The sequence below is a fragment of the Pseudomonas sp. RW409 genome, from assembly GCF_003184125.1.
In the GTDB taxonomy this organism is placed as follows: Bacteria; Pseudomonadota; Gammaproteobacteria; order Pseudomonadales; family Pseudomonadaceae; genus Aquipseudomonas; species Aquipseudomonas chlororaphis_I.
On sequence record NZ_QHHP01000033.1, the window covers coordinates 198,248 to 213,447 of the forward strand.

Annotated in this window: 19 protein-coding genes; all 19 read left to right on the plus strand. The window is 55.2% G+C overall.

The window, feature by feature from the left end; all coding sequences use genetic code 11:
* Nucleotides 1-44 precede the first annotated feature (44 nt).
* The 19 genes from rpoC (at nt 45) to rplE (ending at nt 15,198) form a co-directional block, all read left to right on the plus strand.
* Nucleotides 45-4,244 (plus strand): DNA-directed RNA polymerase subunit beta', encoded by a 4,200-nt coding sequence (gene rpoC, locus DK261_RS14040; protein ID WP_009051120.1) that lies wholly within the window; start codon nt 45-47, stop codon nt 4,242-4,244.
* A 200-nt stretch (nt 4,245-4,444) separates the two neighbouring features.
* Entirely contained in the window at nt 4,445-4,816 is a 372-nt protein-coding gene (gene rpsL / locus DK261_RS14045; protein WP_003186084.1) for a 30S ribosomal protein S12, read from the plus strand.
* 110 nt (nt 4,817-4,926) lie between these two features.
* Complete coding sequence (gene rpsG, locus DK261_RS14050; protein WP_007925959.1) at nt 4,927-5,397, plus strand: 30S ribosomal protein S7; 471 nt, start codon at nt 4,927-4,929, stop codon at nt 5,395-5,397.
* Between the two features lie 30 nt (nt 5,398-5,427).
* Complete coding sequence (gene fusA / locus DK261_RS14055) at nt 5,428-7,554, plus strand: elongation factor G (protein WP_009051119.1); 2,127 nt, start codon at nt 5,428-5,430, stop codon at nt 7,552-7,554.
* A gap of 30 nt (nt 7,555-7,584) precedes the next feature.
* Entirely contained in the window at nt 7,585-8,778 is a 1,194-nt protein-coding gene (gene tuf, locus DK261_RS14060; protein ID WP_110175871.1) for an elongation factor Tu, read from the plus strand.
* Between the two features lie 140 nt (nt 8,779-8,918).
* A complete protein-coding gene (gene rpsJ, locus DK261_RS14065) occupies nt 8,919-9,230 on the plus strand; it encodes a 30S ribosomal protein S10 (protein ID WP_003186070.1) in 312 nt (103 codons plus the stop codon).
* 80 nt (nt 9,231-9,310) lie between these two features.
* Nucleotides 9,311-9,946 (plus strand): 50S ribosomal protein L3, encoded by a 636-nt coding sequence (gene rplC / locus DK261_RS14070; protein ID WP_007924205.1) that lies wholly within the window; start codon nt 9,311-9,313, stop codon nt 9,944-9,946.
* Between the two features lie 12 nt (nt 9,947-9,958).
* The gene (gene rplD / locus DK261_RS14075) at nt 9,959-10,561 is read left to right on the plus strand and encodes a 50S ribosomal protein L4 (RefSeq protein ID WP_007924200.1); all 603 of its coding nucleotides are present in this window, start codon (nt 9,959-9,961) and stop codon (nt 10,559-10,561) included.
* Nucleotides 10,558-10,857, plus strand: coding sequence for a 50S ribosomal protein L23 (rplW, locus tag DK261_RS14080; protein ID WP_002555488.1), 300 nt, complete (start codon nt 10,558-10,560; stop codon nt 10,855-10,857). The genes rplD and rplW overlap by 4 nt, the downstream gene beginning before the upstream one ends.
* 14 nt (nt 10,858-10,871) lie before the next feature.
* Complete coding sequence (gene rplB / locus DK261_RS14085) at nt 10,872-11,696, plus strand: 50S ribosomal protein L2 (RefSeq protein ID WP_007924198.1); 825 nt, start codon at nt 10,872-10,874, stop codon at nt 11,694-11,696.
* A gap of 16 nt (nt 11,697-11,712) precedes the next feature.
* Nucleotides 11,713-11,988, plus strand: a complete 276-nt coding sequence (rpsS, locus tag DK261_RS14090; RefSeq protein WP_002555486.1) for a 30S ribosomal protein S19 — start codon at nt 11,713-11,715, stop codon at nt 11,986-11,988.
* Nucleotides 11,989-12,001: 13 nt separating this feature from the next.
* A complete protein-coding gene (rplV, locus tag DK261_RS14095; RefSeq protein WP_003103908.1) occupies nt 12,002-12,334 on the plus strand; it encodes a 50S ribosomal protein L22 in 333 nt (110 codons plus the stop codon).
* 13 nt (nt 12,335-12,347) lie between these two features.
* Nucleotides 12,348-13,034, plus strand: coding sequence for a 30S ribosomal protein S3 (gene rpsC, locus DK261_RS14100; protein ID WP_007924192.1), 687 nt, complete (start codon nt 12,348-12,350; stop codon nt 13,032-13,034).
* Between the two features lie 12 nt (nt 13,035-13,046).
* The gene (gene rplP, locus DK261_RS14105; protein ID WP_003228729.1) at nt 13,047-13,460 is read left to right on the plus strand and encodes a 50S ribosomal protein L16; all 414 of its coding nucleotides are present in this window, start codon (nt 13,047-13,049) and stop codon (nt 13,458-13,460) included.
* Nucleotides 13,460-13,651 (plus strand): 50S ribosomal protein L29, encoded by a 192-nt coding sequence (gene rpmC, locus DK261_RS14110; RefSeq protein WP_002555481.1) that lies wholly within the window; start codon nt 13,460-13,462, stop codon nt 13,649-13,651. The genes rplP and rpmC overlap by 1 nt, the downstream gene beginning before the upstream one ends.
* 2 nt (nt 13,652-13,653) lie before the next feature.
* Nucleotides 13,654-13,920 carry a 30S ribosomal protein S17 gene (gene rpsQ, locus DK261_RS14115; RefSeq protein ID WP_003194644.1) on the plus strand — a complete coding sequence of 89 codons (267 nt, stop codon included), beginning with the start codon at nt 13,654-13,656 and terminating at the stop codon, nt 13,918-13,920.
* A gap of 23 nt (nt 13,921-13,943) precedes the next feature.
* Nucleotides 13,944-14,312, plus strand: coding sequence for a 50S ribosomal protein L14 (rplN, locus tag DK261_RS14120; RefSeq protein WP_002555479.1), 369 nt, complete (start codon nt 13,944-13,946; stop codon nt 14,310-14,312).
* Nucleotides 14,313-14,323: 11 nt separating this feature from the next.
* Nucleotides 14,324-14,638 (plus strand): 50S ribosomal protein L24, encoded by a 315-nt coding sequence (rplX, locus tag DK261_RS14125; protein ID WP_003186046.1) that lies wholly within the window; start codon nt 14,324-14,326, stop codon nt 14,636-14,638.
* 20 nt (nt 14,639-14,658) lie between these two features.
* Entirely contained in the window at nt 14,659-15,198 is a 540-nt protein-coding gene (rplE, locus tag DK261_RS14130; RefSeq protein WP_007924186.1) for a 50S ribosomal protein L5, read from the plus strand.
* Nucleotides 15,199-15,200: the final 2 nt, after the last annotated feature.

Below are 15,200 nucleotides of genomic sequence, written 5' to 3' on the forward strand. Positions count from 1 at the left end.
CGGGGCAGGATTGCCCGCTCTCTGCTCCGCCAGGAGGAAAGGCCTTGAAAGACCTACTGAATTTGCTGAAAAACCAGGGTCAAGTCGAAGAGTTCGACGCCATCCGTATCGGATTGGCCTCGCCTGAGATGATCCGTTCGTGGTCGTTCGGTGAAGTTAAAAAGCCGGAAACCATCAACTACCGTACGTTCAAGCCTGAGCGTGACGGCCTGTTCTGCGCCAAGATCTTTGGCCCGGTAAAGGATTACGAGTGCCTGTGCGGTAAGTACAAGCGCTTGAAGCATCGTGGCGTGATCTGCGAAAAGTGCGGCGTTGAAGTTGCACTGGCCAAGGTTCGCCGTGAGCGTATGGCGCACATCGAACTGGCTTCGCCAGTTGCCCACATCTGGTTCCTGAAATCGCTGCCGTCCCGTATCGGCCTGCTGATGGACATGACCCTGCGTGATATCGAGCGTGTTCTCTACTTCGAGAGCTATGTCGTTATCGACCCGGGCATGACCACTCTGGAAAAAGGTCAGTTGCTCAACGACGAGCAGTACTTCGAAGCACTGGAAGAGTTCGGTGACGACTTCGACGCCCGCATGGGTGCCGAGGCTGTCCGCGAGCTGTTGCACGCTATCGACCTGGAGCACGAGATTGGCCGTCTGCGCGAAGAGATTCCGCAAACCAACTCGGAAACCAAGATCAAGAAACTGTCCAAGCGTCTGAAGTTGATGGAAGCCTTCCAGGGTTCCGGCAACCTGCCAGAGTGGATGGTGCTGACCGTTCTGCCGGTTCTGCCGCCAGATCTGCGTCCACTGGTCCCGCTGGATGGTGGTCGTTTCGCGACTTCCGACCTCAACGATCTGTATCGTCGAGTGATCAACCGTAACAACCGCTTGAAGCGCCTGCTCGATCTGTCCGCTCCGGACATCATCGTGCGCAACGAAAAGCGTATGTTGCAGGAAGCCGTCGACGCACTGCTCGACAACGGTCGTCGTGGCCGCGCTATCACCGGTTCCAACAAGCGTCCTCTGAAATCCCTGGCTGACATGATCAAGGGTAAGCAAGGTCGTTTCCGTCAGAACTTGCTCGGTAAGCGTGTTGACTACTCCGGTCGTTCGGTAATTACCGTAGGCCCGACCCTGCGTCTGCACCAGTGCGGTCTGCCTAAGAAAATGGCTCTCGAGCTGTTCAAACCGTTCATTTTCGGCAAGTTGGAAATGCGTGGCCTGGCCACCACCATCAAAGCCGCGAAGAAGATGGTCGAGCGCGAGCTGCCAGAGGTTTGGGACGTTCTCGCCGAAGTGATTCGCGAACACCCAGTGCTCCTCAACCGTGCACCGACCCTTCACCGTCTGGGTATCCAGGCGTTTGAACCGGTACTGATCGAAGGTAAGGCTATCCAGCTGCACCCTCTGGTCTGTGCTGCGTACAACGCCGACTTCGACGGCGACCAAATGGCCGTGCACGTGCCGCTGACACTGGAAGCCCAGTTGGAAGCGCGTGCGTTGATGATGTCGACCAACAACATCCTGTCGCCAGCCAACGGTGAGCCAATCATCGTTCCGTCGCAGGACGTTGTATTGGGTCTGTACTACATGACTCGTGAAGCGATCAACGCCAAGGGCGAAGGTCGTGTGTTCGCGGATCTGCAGGAAGTTGACCGTGTGTTCCGTGCCGGCGAAGCCGCACTGCATGCCAAGGTCAAGGTGCGGATCACCGAAACCGTCAACGATCGTGATGGCGGCAGCGTGACCAACACCCGTATCGTCGACACCACTGTCGGCCGTGCGCTGTTGTTCCAGGTTGTGCCAAAAGGTCTGTCGTACGACGTCGTCAACCTGCCGATGAAGAAGAAGGCGATCTCCAAGCTGATCAACCAGTGCTACCGCGTGGTTGGTCTGAAAGAGACCGTGATCTTCGCTGACCAGTTGATGTACACCGGTTTTGCTTACTCGACCATTTCCGGCGTTTCTATCGGTGTTAACGACTTCGTTATCCCGGATGAAAAAGCCCGCATCATCGGTGCTGCCACCGACGAAGTGAAAGAGATCGAGAGCCAGTACGCCTCCGGCCTGGTGACCCAGGGCGAGAAGTACAACAAAGTGATCGACCTCTGGTCGAAAGCGAACGACGAAGTCTCCAAGGCGATGATGGCCAACCTCTCGAAAGAGAAGGTCATCGACCGTCACGGCGACGAAGTCGAGCAAGAATCTTTCAACTCGATGTACATGATGGCCGACTCGGGTGCGCGGGGTTCCGCAGCACAGATTCGTCAGCTGGCCGGTATGCGTGGTCTGATGGCCAAGCCGGACGGTTCCATTATCGAAACGCCGATTACTGCGAACTTCCGTGAAGGTCTGAGCGTACTCCAGTACTTCATCTCGACTCACGGTGCTCGTAAAGGTCTGGCGGATACCGCGTTGAAAACTGCGAACTCCGGTTACCTGACTCGTCGTCTGGTAGACGTGGCGCAGGATCTGGTTGTAACCGAGATCGATTGTGGCACCGAACACGGCCTGGTAATGACTCCGCACATTGAAGGCGGCGACGTTGTAGAGCCGTTGGGTGAGCGCGTGTTGGGTCGTGTTATTGCCCGTGACGTATTCAAGCCAGGTACCGAGGACGTCATCGTTCCTGCCGGCACTCTGGTCGACGAGAAGTGGGTTGAGTTCATCGAGCTGAACAGCATCGACGAAGTGATCGTGCGTTCGCCGATCAGTTGCGAAACCCGCTACGGCATTTGCGCCAAGTGCTACGGCCGCGACCTGGCTCGTGGTCACCAGGTGAACATCGGTGAAGCTGTCGGCGTTATCGCTGCTCAGTCCATCGGTGAGCCGGGTACCCAGCTGACGATGCGTACGTTCCACATCGGTGGTGCGGCAAGCCGGACCTCCGCGGCCGACAGCGTTCAGGTGAAGAATGGCGGTACCGTCCGTCTGCACAACCTGAAGCACGTTGAGCGAGTGGATGGTCATCTGGTTGCTGTGTCCCGTTCCGGTGAGCTGGCGATTGCTGACGACTTCGGTCGTGAGCGCGAGCGTTACAAGCTGCCGTACGGTGCTGTGATTTCGGTTAAAGAGGGTGACAAGGTCGACGCTGGCTCTATCGTGGCCAAGTGGGATCCGCACACCCACCCAATCGTTACCGAAATGAAAGGTACCGTGACCTACGTGGGCATGGAAGAAGGCATCACGATCAAGCGTCAGACTGACGAATTGACCGGTATGACCAACATTGAAGTTCTCGATGCCAAAGACCGTCCGGCTGCAGGTAAGGACATCCGTCCTGCAGTGAAGATGGTGGGTGACGATGGCAAAGATCTGCTGTTGCCAGGTACCGACGTACCGGCCCAGTACTTCCTGCCAGCCAACGCCCTGGTCGGTGTTGCGGACGGTGCGCGGATCGCGATCGGTGACGTTATCGCGCGTATTCCGCAAGAAACTTCGAAGACTCGTGACATCACCGGTGGTCTGCCGCGTGTTGCCGACCTGTTCGAAGCTCGTCGTCCGAAAGAGGCCTCGATCCTGGCTGAAGTCAGCGGCACCATCGCGTTCGGTAAAGAGACCAAAGGCAAGCGCCGTCTGGTCATTACCCCGAACGACGGTAGCGATCCGTACGAAGAGCTGATTCCGAAGTGGCGCCACCTGAACGTCTTCGAAGGCGAACAGGTAAACCGCGGCGAAGTTATCTCCGACGGTCCAAGCGATCCACACGACATCCTGCGTCTGCTGGGTGTGAGTGCGCTGGCCAAGTACATCGTGAACGAGATCCAGGACGTTTACCGTCTGCAAGGCGTGAAGATCAACGACAAGCACATCGAGACCATCCTGCGTCAGATGCTGCGTAAGGTTGAGATCGCTGAATCCGGCGATTCCAGTTTCATCAAGGGCGACCAGATGGAGCTGACTCACGTACTGGTAGAGAACGAGCGTCTGAACACCGAAGACAAGTTTGTCGCCAAGTTCACCCGCGTTCTGCTGGGTATCACCAAGGCGTCGCTGTCGACCGAATCGTTCATCTCGGCGGCCTCTTTCCAAGAGACTACTCGCGTACTGACCGAAGCGGCGGTAACCGGCAAGCGCGATTATCTTCGCGGCCTGAAAGAAAACGTCGTCGTGGGTCGCCTGATCCCGGCTGGTACCGGCCTGGCGTATCACAGCGAGCGTAAGCGTCGTCGTGATGCCGACAAGCCGCTGCGCGTAAGCGCAAGTGAAGTTGAAGCTGCACTGACCGAAGCGCTGAACTCCAGCGGTAACTGAGGTCTGCAGTAGATTGAGATAGGGCCCTGGCTTTTCCGCTCACGAATCAAGACGATTTTGTCGGGGTTCGCTGATCGGGGAGGCCGGGGCCTTGCCTTGACTGGGGACAAGATCCTCTTTAGACTCTTGTACCCCTAAATTTGGTGGGGCTTGCGCCCTGCCATTTTGTTTATGTCGAAAGACAACAGTGGAGCTAGTAGATGGCAACTATCAACCAGCTGGTACGTCAGCCGCGTAAGCGTATCGTCGAGAAATCCGACGTACCTGCGCTGCAGAACTGCCCGCAACGTCGTGGCGTGTGCACTCGCGTGTATACCACTACGCCGAAAAAACCTAACTCGGCACTGCGTAAAGTATGCCGTGTGCGTCTGACCAACGGTTTCGAGGTTTCCTCGTACATCGGTGGTGAAGGCCACAACCTGCAAGAACACAGCGTGGTACTGATCCGCGGCGGTCGTGTAAAAGACTTGCCAGGTGTTCGTTACCACACCGTTCGCGGCTCCCTGGATACCTCCGGCGTTAAAGGTCGTAACCAAGGTCGTTCGAAGTACGGTACCAAGCGTCCGAAGTAATCGGCCGTTTTGCAGTTAATTATTTTATTGAGTCGATAAGAGTAAGGTCGGGCACGAGTCCTTTGGATCAACTGTCCCGAGCTAACCTGAAGACCGTTTGAGGGCTTATCATGCCAAGACGTCGCGTAGCAGCCAAACGTGAGATTCTGGACGATCCGAAATACGGAAGCCAGATCCTCGCCAAGTTCATGAACCACGTAATGGAAAGCGGCAAGAAAGCCGTTGCCGAGCGTATCGTTTATGGCGCGCTGGAAAAAGTTAAAGAACGCAAGAACAGCGATCCCCTGGAAATCTTCGAGAAAGCTCTCGACGCCATCGCTCCGCTGGTCGAAGTGAAGTCGCGCCGTGTTGGCGGTGCTACTTACCAGGTTCCGGTCGAAGTTCGTCCGTCCCGTCGTAACGCTCTGGCAATGCGCTGGTTGGTAGACTTCGCCCGTAAGCGCGGCGAGAAGTCTATGGCTCTGCGCTTGGCTGGCGAACTGCTGGACGCTGCCGAAGGCAAAGGTGCTGCAGTTAAGAAGCGTGAAGACGTACACCGTATGGCTGAAGCCAACAAGGCTTTCTCGCACTACCGCTTCTAATATCGGCATCATTCATTTTGCGAGGGCTTTATGGCTCGTACTACAGCAATCAACCGCTACCGTAATATCGGTATCTGTGCCCACGTTGACGCGGGCAAGACTACCACTACCGAGCGGATCCTGTTCTACACAGGTCTCAGCCACAAGATGGGTGAGGTGCATGACGGCGCTGCTACCACCGACTGGATGGTGCAGGAGCAGGAGCGTGGTATCACCATTACCTCCGCTGCTGTAACTACCTTCTGGAAAGGTTCGCGCGGCCAATACGATAACTATCGTGTAAACGTTATCGATACCCCAGGCCACGTAGACTTCACCATTGAAGTAGAGCGTTCGCTGCGCGTACTCGACGGCGCGGTCGTTGTGTTCTGCGGTACTTCCGGTGTTGAACCTCAGTCCGAAACCGTATGGCGTCAAGCCAACAAATACGGCGTTCCACGTGTTGTTTACGTGAACAAGATGGACCGTGCTGGTGCCAACTTCCTGCGCGTTGTTGCTCAGATCAAAAACCGTCTGGGTCACACTCCGGTTCCAGTTCAGCTGGCTATCGGTGCAGAAGATAACTTCGAAGGTCAGATCGATCTGATCAAGATGAAGGCTATCTACTGGAACGACGACGACAAGGGTACTACCTATCGCGAGGAAGAAATTCCTGCCGATATGCTGGATCTGGCTAACGAGTGGCGCTCCAACATGGTTGAGGCTGCTGCCGAAGCTAACGAAGAGCTGATGAACAAGTACCTTGAAGAAGGTGAGCTGACCGTCGAAGAGATCAAGGCAGGCCTGCGTGCGCGCACCCTGGCCAGCGAGATCGTTCCGGCTGTCTGCGGTTCCTCGTTCAAGAACAAGGGTGTTCCGCTGGTTCTCGACGCTGTCATCGACTTCCTGCCGGCTCCGACCGAGATCCCTGCGATCAAGGGCGTTCATCCGGACAGCACCGACGACAACGAAATCGTTGACGAGCGTCACGCTGACGACAACGAGCCGTTCTCGGCTCTGGCGTTCAAGATTGCCACCGACCCGTTCGTGGGTACTCTGACCTTCGTTCGCGTTTACTCGGGTTTCCTGAGCTCCGGCGACTCCGTGATCAACTCGGTCAAGGGCAAGAAGGAGCGTGTTGGTCGTATGGTGCAAATGCACGCGAACCAGCGCGAAGAGATCAAAGAAGTACGTGCAGGCGACATCGCTGCTCTGATCGGTATGAAAGACGTCACCACCGGTGACACGCTTTGCGATATCGACAAGCCGATAATCCTTGAGCGTATGGACTTCCCTGAGCCGGTGATTTCGGTTGCTGTAGAGCCGAAAACCAAGGCTGACCAGGAGAAGATGGGTATTGCTCTGGGCAAACTGGCTCAGGAAGACCCGTCGTTCCGCGTCAAGACTGACGAAGAAACCGGTCAGACCATCATTTCGGGTATGGGTGAGCTGCACCTGGATATCCTTGTTGACCGTATGCGTCGTGAATTCAACGTAGAAGCCAACATCGGTAAGCCGCAGGTTTCCTATCGCGAGAAGATCACCGTCGGCTGTGAAGTTGAAGGTAAGTTCGTTCGTCAATCCGGCGGTCGTGGCCAGTTCGGTCATTGCTGGATCCGTTTTGCTCCGGCAGACGTCGACGAAAAAGGCAATATCACTGAAGGTCTGGTGTTTGCCAACGAGGTCGTTGGTGGTGTGGTTCCGAAGGAATACATCCCGGCAATCCAGAAGGGTATCGAAGAGCAGATGAAGAACGGCGTTGTCGCCGGCTATCCGCTGATCGGCCTGAAGGCTACCGTGTTTGATGGTTCTTACCACGACGTCGACTCTAACGAGATGGCGTTTAAGGTAGCGGCCTCCATGGCGACCAAGCAGCTGCGTGAGAAGGGCAAGGGCGTAGTTCTTGAGCCGATCATGAAGGTTGAAGTAGTAACCCCTGAGGACTACATGGGTGACGTGATGGGTGACCTGAACCGTCGTCGTGGTCTGATCCAGGGTATGGAAGACTCGGTCTCTGGCAAGGTTATCCGTGCTGAAGTGCCGCTGGGTGAAATGTTCGGTTATGCGACCGACGTTCGTTCCATGTCCCAGGGTCGCGCGAGCTACTCCATGGAGTTCTCCAAGTACGCCGAAGCTCCGTCGAATATCGTCGAAGCACTCGTTAAAAAACAAGGCTAATCCAGCCCTTTAGGCAAGAGGTTCACTGTCGTGGCTAAAGAAAAATTTGAACGTAACAAACCGCACGTCAACGTTGGCACCATCGGTCACGTTGACCACGGTAAAACCACTCTGACTGCTGCTCTGACTCGTGTTTGCTCCGAGGTTTTCGGTTCGGCTCGCGTTGACTTCGACAAGATCGACAGCGCCCCAGAAGAAAAAGCTCGTGGTATCACCATCAACACTGCGCACGTAGAGTACGACTCGAACATTCGTCACTACGCGCACGTTGACTGCCCAGGTCACGCCGACTACGTCAAAAACATGATCACTGGTGCTGCCCAGATGGACGGCGCGATCCTGGTTTGCTCGGCTGCCGATGGTCCGATGCCACAAACTCGTGAGCACATCCTGCTGTCCCGTCAGGTAGGCGTTCCGTACATCGTTGTCTTCCTGAACAAGGCTGACATGGTTGACGACGCTGAGCTGCTGGAACTGGTTGAGATGGAAGTGCGCGATCTGCTGAGCACTTACGACTTCCCAGGTGATGACACTCCAATCATCATCGGTTCGGCTCTGATGGCTCTGAGCGGCCAAGACGACAACGAAATGGGCACTACCGCTGTTAAGAGGCTGGTAGAAACTCTGGATACCTACATCCCAGAGCCAGAGCGTGCTATCGACAAGCCGTTCCTGATGCCTATCGAAGACGTGTTCTCGATCTCCGGTCGTGGCACCGTGGTAACTGGCCGTGTTGAGCGTGGTATCGTTCGCATCCAGGAAGAAGTTGAGATCGTTGGTCTGCGCGAAACTCAGAAAACCACCTGCACCGGCGTTGAAATGTTCCGCAAGCTGCTCGACGAAGGTCGTGCTGGCGAGAACTGCGGCGTTCTGCTGCGTGGCACCAAGCGTGACGACGTTGAGCGTGGCCAGGTTCTGGTTAAGCCAGGTACCGTTAAGCCGCACACCAAGTTCACCGCTGAAGTGTACGTTCTGAGCAAAGAAGAAGGCGGCCGTCATACTCCGTTCTTCAAAGGCTACCGTCCACAGTTCTACTTCCGTACTACTGACGTGACTGGTAACTGCGAGCTGCCAGAAGGCGTTGAAATGGTAATGCCAGGTGACAACATCCAGATGACTGTCACTCTGATCAAAACCATCGCGATGGAAGATGGTCTGCGTTTCGCTATCCGTGAAGGCGGTCGTACCGTCGGCGCTGGCGTCGTAGCTAAAGTCATCGAGTAATCGACGACTCATGAAAAAGCCCCCGCTTGCGGGGGCTTTTTTATTGGGTTGACACTCTGTGGGACCGTCTATAGAATTGCGCCTCCTTTTAACGGGCGTATTGCGCCCGGTGGGAATAGCAGCCTGGAGTCTGAAATCCAATGCAAAATCAGCAAATCCGTATCAGGTTGAAGGCTTTCGACCATCGCCTGATCGACCAATCCACCCAGGAAATCGTGGAAACCGCGAAACGTACTGGTGCTCAAGTGCGTGGTCCTATTCCACTGCCTACCCGTAAAGAGCGGTTCACCGTTCTGGTCTCCCCGCACGTCAACAAAGACGCGCGTGACCAGTACGAGATCCGTACTCATAAGCGCGTACTGGACATCGTCCAGCCAACGGATAAAACCGTTGATGCACTTATGAAGCTTGATCTTGCGGCAGGTGTGGAAGTGCAGATCAGCCTCGGCTAAGACTCGGTCTTAGTCGTGTAACGCTCTGAAATGGGCGGCCATAGCGGGTGAAAGCCCCGTACACTCATGAGGTTTACAACATGACTATTGGTGTAGTCGGTCGTAAATGCGGTATGACCCGTATTTTCACCGAAGAAGGTGTCTCCATTCCGGTCACGGTCATTGAGATCGAGCCGAATCGCGTCACCCAGTTCAAAACTGAAGAAACCGATGGCTATCGTGCAGTGCAAGTCACTGTAGGTGAGCGTCGTGCTTCGCGCGTGACTGCTGCTCAAGCAGGTCACTTCGCTAAAGCGAACGTTGCTGCCGGTCGTGGCGTTTGGGAATTCCGTCTTGAAGAAGGCGAGTACCAAGCTGGCGATCTGATCAATGCAGAAATCTTCGCAGCTGGCCAACTGGTAGATGTTACCGGTCAGTCGAAAGGTAAAGGCTTCGCCGGTACCATCAAGCGTTGGAATTTCCGCGGTCAAGATAACACCCACGGTAACTCCGTTTCCCACCGCGTCCCGGGCTCTATTGGCCAGTGCCAGACTCCTGGTCGTGTATTCAAGGGCAAAAAAATGTCCGGTCATATGGGCGCTGAGCGCGTGACCGTGCAGTCCCTGGAAGTAGTGCGCGTCGACGCTGAACGCAATCTGTTGTTGGTCAAGGGTGCTGTTCCTGGCGCTACTGGCGGCAACCTGGTTGTACGTCCGGCGGCCAAGGCTCGCGGTTAAGGGGAAGCTGACATGCAATTAAATGTAAATGACGCTCAAGCGATCGAAGTTTCCGAACTGACATTTGGCGGCGAATTCAACGAGACGCTGGTTCACCAAGCAGTCGTGGCCTACATGGCCGGCGGCCGTCAAGGTAGCAAGCAGCAAAAGACCCGTTCCGACGTTTCCGGTGGCGGCAAGCGCCCATGGCGTCAGAAAGGTACTGGCCGCGCTCGTGCCGGTACTATCCGTAGCCCAATCTGGCGTGGCGGCGGTACCACTTTCGCAGCTCGTCCACAGGATCACTCCCAGAAGCTGAACAAGAAGATGTATCGCGCAGCAATGCGTTCCATCCTTGCTGAGCTGGTGCGTACTGATCGTCTGGTCGTGGTTCAGGATTTCGCTGTTGAAACTCCGAAAACCAAAGATCTGCTGGGCAAGCTGAACAACATGAGTCTGACCGACGTTCTGATCGTGTCTGACGCTGTTGATCAGAACCTGTACCTGGCTGCTCGTAACCTGCCACACGTTGATGTACGTGACGTACAAGGTTCCGATCCAGTTAGTCTGATCGCATACGACAAAGTGTTGATCACTGTGTCGGCCGTGAAGAAATTCGAGGAGCTGCTGGGATGAACCAGGAACGCGTATTTAAAGTTCTGCTTGGCCCGCACGTTTCCGAGAAGGCTACGGTTCTGGCAGACAAGAAAGGCCAGTTCGTTTTCAAGGTTGCTACTGATGCAACCAAGCTGGAAATCAAGAAGGCCGTCGAAAGCCTGTTCAGCGTGAAAGTGGAGCGCGTTACTACCCTGAACGTTCTGGGTAAGAGCAAGCGTACCGCTCGCGGTCTGGGCAAGCGTAATGACTGGAAGAAGGCAGTTATCTCCCTTCAGCCAGGCCAAGATCTCGATTTCAGCAGCAGTGCTGAGTAAGGAAGGGGTGCATCATGGCAATCGTTAAATGCAAACCGACTTCCCCTGGCCGCCGTTTTGTGGTCAAGGTGGTCAATCAGGAGCTGCATAAAGGCGCTCCTCACGCACCGCTGCTCGAGAAGAAATCGAAGTCTGGTGGTCGTAACAACAATGGCCGTATTACCACTCGTCACGTTGGTGGTGGTCATAAGCAGCACTATCGTCTGGTCGACTTCCGTCGCAACGACAAAGATGGCATCGCTGCCACTGTCGAGCGTATCGAATACGATCCAAACCGTACTGCTCACATCGCTTTGCTGCTGTACGCAGACGGCGAGCGTCGCTACATCATCGCCCCTAAAGGCGTGAGCGCTGGCGACCAGCTGATCGCAGGTGCTCTGGCACCGATCAAGCCGGGCAACGCTCTGCAACTGCGTAACATTCCAGTTGGTAGCACCGTACACGGCATCGAACTGAAGCCAGGTAAAGGCGCGCAAATCGCTCGTTCCGCTGGTGCTTCGGCTCAGCTGATCGCTCGTGAAGGTGTCTATGTGACCCTGCGTCTGCGTTCTGGTGAGATGCGTAAAGTCCTGGCTGAATGCCGTGCGACCCTGGGCGAGGTCTCGAACTCCGAGCACAGTCTGCGTTCGCTGGGTAAAGCTGGTGCCAAACGCTGGCGTGGCGTTCGCCCAACCGTTCGTGGTGTTGCCATGAACCCGGTTGACCACCCACATGGTGGTGGTGAAGGTCGTACCTCTGGTGGTCGTCATCCGGTATCGCCATGGGGCTTCCCGACTAAGGGCGCGAAGACTCGTGGTAATAAGCGTACCGACAAAATGATCGTCCGTCGTCGCAAGTAAATAGAGGGATACGACAGTGCCACGTTCTCTGAAAAAAGGTCCTTTTATTGATCTTCACCTACTGAAGAAGATCGAAGTGGCGGCGGAAAAGAACGATCGCAAACCAGTTAAGACCTGGTCGCGCCGTTCCATGATCCTGCCACAAATGGTCGGTCTGACCATTGCTGTGCATAACGGTCGTCAACATGTTCCAGTTCTCGTGAACGAAGACATGGTCGGCCACAAACTGGGCGAGTTCGCCGGTACCCGTACATATCGCGGGCACGTGGCTGACAAGAAAGCCAAGCGTTAAGGGGTAAGGAACGATGGAAGTAGCCGCTAAGTTGTCGGGCGCTCGAATCTCCGCCCAGAAAGCCCGCTTGGTCGCCGACCAGATCCGCGGGAAGAAGGTGGGCGAAGCGCTCAACCTGTTGGCTTTCAGCAGTAAGAAAGCCGCCGAGATCATGAAGAAAGTGCTGGAGTCGGCCGTAGCCAACGCCGAGCATAACGAAGGCGCAGACGTTGATGACCTGAAGGTCTCCACCGTTTTCGTCAACGAAGGGCGTTCGCTGAAGCGCATCATGCCGCGTGCCAAAGGCCGTGCTGATCGCATCGTCAAGCGGTCTTGCCATATCACTGTCAAGGTTGCTGACAAGTAACGGAGTCGAAGAGATGGGTCAGAAAGTACATCCCATTGGCATTCGCCTGGGAATCGTCAAGGAGCACACCTCCGTCTGGTACGCAGACGGTCGGACTTATGCGGACTATTTGCTCGCAGATCTGAATGTGCGTGAGTACCTCCAAGACAAACTAAAAAGCGCGTCCGTAAGCCGTATCGATATCCATCGTCCGGCTCAAACTGCACGCATCACCATCCACACCGCTCGTCCCGGCATCGTGATCGGCAAGAAAGGTGAAGATGTTGAGAAACTGCGTCAGGACCTGACCAAGCAAATGGGTGTGCCTGTGCACATCAATATCGAAGAGATCCGTAAGCCGGAGCTCGACGGTATGCTGGTTGCCCAGAGCGTAGCTCAGCAGCTGGAGCGTCGTGTAATGTTCCGTCGCGCTATGAAGCGCGCAGTACAGAACGCCATGCGCATTGGTGCCAAAGGCATCAAAATCCAAGTGAGCGGTCGTCTCGGCGGTGCTGAAATCGCACGTACTGAATGGTATCGCGAAGGTCGTGTGCCACTGCACACCCTGCGTGCCGATATCGACTATGCCACCTACGAAGCTCACACCACTTACGGTGTGATCGGTGTGAAGGTTTGGATCTTCAAAGGCGAAGTAATTGGTGGTCGCCAAGAAGAGCTGAAGCCACAAGCACCAGCGCCTCGTAAAAAAGCTGCTAAGTAAGGGGTACGCCAAATGTTGCAACCAAAGCGTACGAAGTTCCGCAAGCAAATGACCGGCCACAACCGTGGTCTGGCATTGCGCGGTAGCAAAGTCAGCTTCGGCGAGTTCGCGCTGAAGTCTGTTGCTCGTGGTCGTCTCACCGCTCGTCAGATCGAGTCAGCGCGTCGTGCTCTGACCCGTCACGTAAAACGTGGCGGCAAGATCTGGATCCGTGTATTCCCGGACAAGCCTATTTCCAAGAAACCACTCGAAGTTCGGATGGGTAAAGGTAAGGGTAACGTCGAATACTGGGTTGCCCAGATTCAGCCAGGCAAAGTCCTGTATGAAATCGAGGGTGTTTCTGAAGAGCTGGCGCGTGAGGCTTTCGCCCTGGCTGCTGCAAAGCTGCCGCTCGCCACCTCCTTTGTTAAACGGACGGTGATGTGATGAAAGCGAATGAACTTCGTGAAAAATCCGCACAGCAGCTGAACGAGCAACTGCTCGGCCTGCTGCGCGACCAGTTCAATCTGCGTATGCAGAAGGCAACTGGCCAGTTGGGGCAGTCTCATCTGCTCTCGCAAGTTAAACGTGACATCGCTCGCGTGAAGACTGTGCTCAACCAGCAGGCAGGTAAGTAATCATGGCTGAAGCCGAAAAAACTGTCCGTACGCTGACTGGCCGTGTTGTCAGCGACAAGATGGACAAGACCATCACCGTTCTGATCGAGCGTCGCGTTAAGCACCCTATCTACGGTAAATACGTTAAGCGTTCGACTAAGCTGCACGCGCACGACGAAACCAACCAGTGCCACATCGGCGACAAAGTCACTATTCGTGAAACTCGTCCGATGGCCAAGACCAAGTCTTGGGCTCTGGTTGATGTTCTCGAACGCGCTGTGGAAGTCTAAGGGCTAAGGGTCGGAGAAATTATATGATTCAGACTCAATCCATGCTCGATGTGGCCGATAACAGCGGCGCTCGCCGCGTTATGTGCATCAAGGTGCTGGGTGGCTCCCATCGTCGTTACGCTGGTATCGGTGACATCATCAAAGTTACCGTCAAGGAAGCAATTCCTCGCGGTAAAGTGAAGAAAGGTCAAGTGATGACTGCTGTTGTAGTCCGCACTCGCCATGGCGTCCGTCGTGCTGACGGCTCCATCATCCGCTTTGATGGCAACGCTGCTGTTCTGTTGAACAACAAGCAAGAGCCGATCGGCACCCGTATCTTTGGGCCAGTGACCCGTGAACTTCGTACTGAGAAGTTCATGAAGATCGTCTCGCTCGCCCCAGAAGTGCTGTAAGGAGATCCGACATGCAAAAGATTCGTCGTGACGACGAGATCATCGTGATCGCCGGCAAAGACAAGGGTAAGCGCGGTAAGGTGCTTAAGGTTCTCGCTGACAACCGTCTGGTTGTTGGTGGTCTGAACCTGGTCAAGCGTCATACCAAGCCTAACCCGATGTCGGGCGTACAGGGCGGTATCGTCGAGAAAGAAGCGCCACTGCACGCTTCCAACGTCGCCATTTTCAACGGCGAAACCAACAAGGCTGACCGCGTTGGTTTCAAAGTAGAAGACGGCAAAAAAATTCGTGTCTTCAAGTCGACCCAAAAAGCGGTTGATGCTTGAACACTGCTAGGTAGAAGACCATGGCACGACTACAAGAGATTTACCGGAAGGAAATCGCTCCGAAACTTAAGGATGAACTTAAGCTTTCGAACGTGATGGAAGTTCCGCGCGTTACCAAAATCACCCTGAACATGGGTCTGGGCGAAGCGATCGGCGACAAAAAAGTCATCGAGCACGCTGTTGCTGACCTGGAAAAGATCACCGGCCAGAAAGTCGTTGTGACCTACGCTCGGAAATCCATCGCTGGCTTTAAAGTCCGTGAAGGTTGGCCGATCGGCGTCAAAGTGACCCTGCGCCGTGAGCGTATGTACGAGTTCCTGGATCGTCTGCTGTCGATCTCCCTGCCTCGGGTTCGCGACTTCCGCGGCCTGAATGCCAAGTCCTTCGATGGTCGTGGCAACTACAGCATGGGCGTGAAAGAGCAGATCATCTTCCCGGAAATCGACTACGACAAGATCGATGCTCTCCGCGGTCTGGACATTACCCTGACCACCACTGCCAAGAACGATGATGAAGGCCGCGCTCTGCTGCGTGCTTTCAAATTCCCGTTCCGCAACTGATT

Coding starts and splice junctions, on each gene's coding strand:
- rpsL (WP_003186084.1), top strand. CDS start 4,445: ATGGCAACTATCAACCAGCTGGTACGTCAGCCGCGTAAGCGTATCGTC.
- rpsG (WP_007925959.1), top strand. CDS start 4,927: ATGCCAAGACGTCGCGTAGCAGCCAAACGTGAGATTCTGGACGATCCG.
- fusA (WP_009051119.1), top strand. CDS start 5,428: ATGGCTCGTACTACAGCAATCAACCGCTACCGTAATATCGGTATCTGT.
- rpsJ (WP_003186070.1), top strand. CDS start 8,919: ATGCAAAATCAGCAAATCCGTATCAGGTTGAAGGCTTTCGACCATCGC.
- rplC (WP_007924205.1), top strand. CDS start 9,311: ATGACTATTGGTGTAGTCGGTCGTAAATGCGGTATGACCCGTATTTTC.
- rplD (WP_007924200.1), top strand. CDS start 9,959: ATGCAATTAAATGTAAATGACGCTCAAGCGATCGAAGTTTCCGAACTG.
- rplW (WP_002555488.1), top strand. CDS start 10,558: ATGAACCAGGAACGCGTATTTAAAGTTCTGCTTGGCCCGCACGTTTCC.
- rplB (WP_007924198.1), top strand. CDS start 10,872: ATGGCAATCGTTAAATGCAAACCGACTTCCCCTGGCCGCCGTTTTGTG.
- rplV (WP_003103908.1), top strand. CDS start 12,002: ATGGAAGTAGCCGCTAAGTTGTCGGGCGCTCGAATCTCCGCCCAGAAA.
- rpsC (WP_007924192.1), top strand. CDS start 12,348: ATGGGTCAGAAAGTACATCCCATTGGCATTCGCCTGGGAATCGTCAAG.
- rplP (WP_003228729.1), top strand. CDS start 13,047: ATGTTGCAACCAAAGCGTACGAAGTTCCGCAAGCAAATGACCGGCCAC.
- rpmC (WP_002555481.1), top strand. CDS start 13,460: ATGAAAGCGAATGAACTTCGTGAAAAATCCGCACAGCAGCTGAACGAG.
- rpsQ (WP_003194644.1), top strand. CDS start 13,654: ATGGCTGAAGCCGAAAAAACTGTCCGTACGCTGACTGGCCGTGTTGTC.
- rplN (WP_002555479.1), top strand. CDS start 13,944: ATGATTCAGACTCAATCCATGCTCGATGTGGCCGATAACAGCGGCGCT.
- rplX (WP_003186046.1), top strand. CDS start 14,324: ATGCAAAAGATTCGTCGTGACGACGAGATCATCGTGATCGCCGGCAAA.
- rplE (WP_007924186.1), top strand. CDS start 14,659: ATGGCACGACTACAAGAGATTTACCGGAAGGAAATCGCTCCGAAACTT.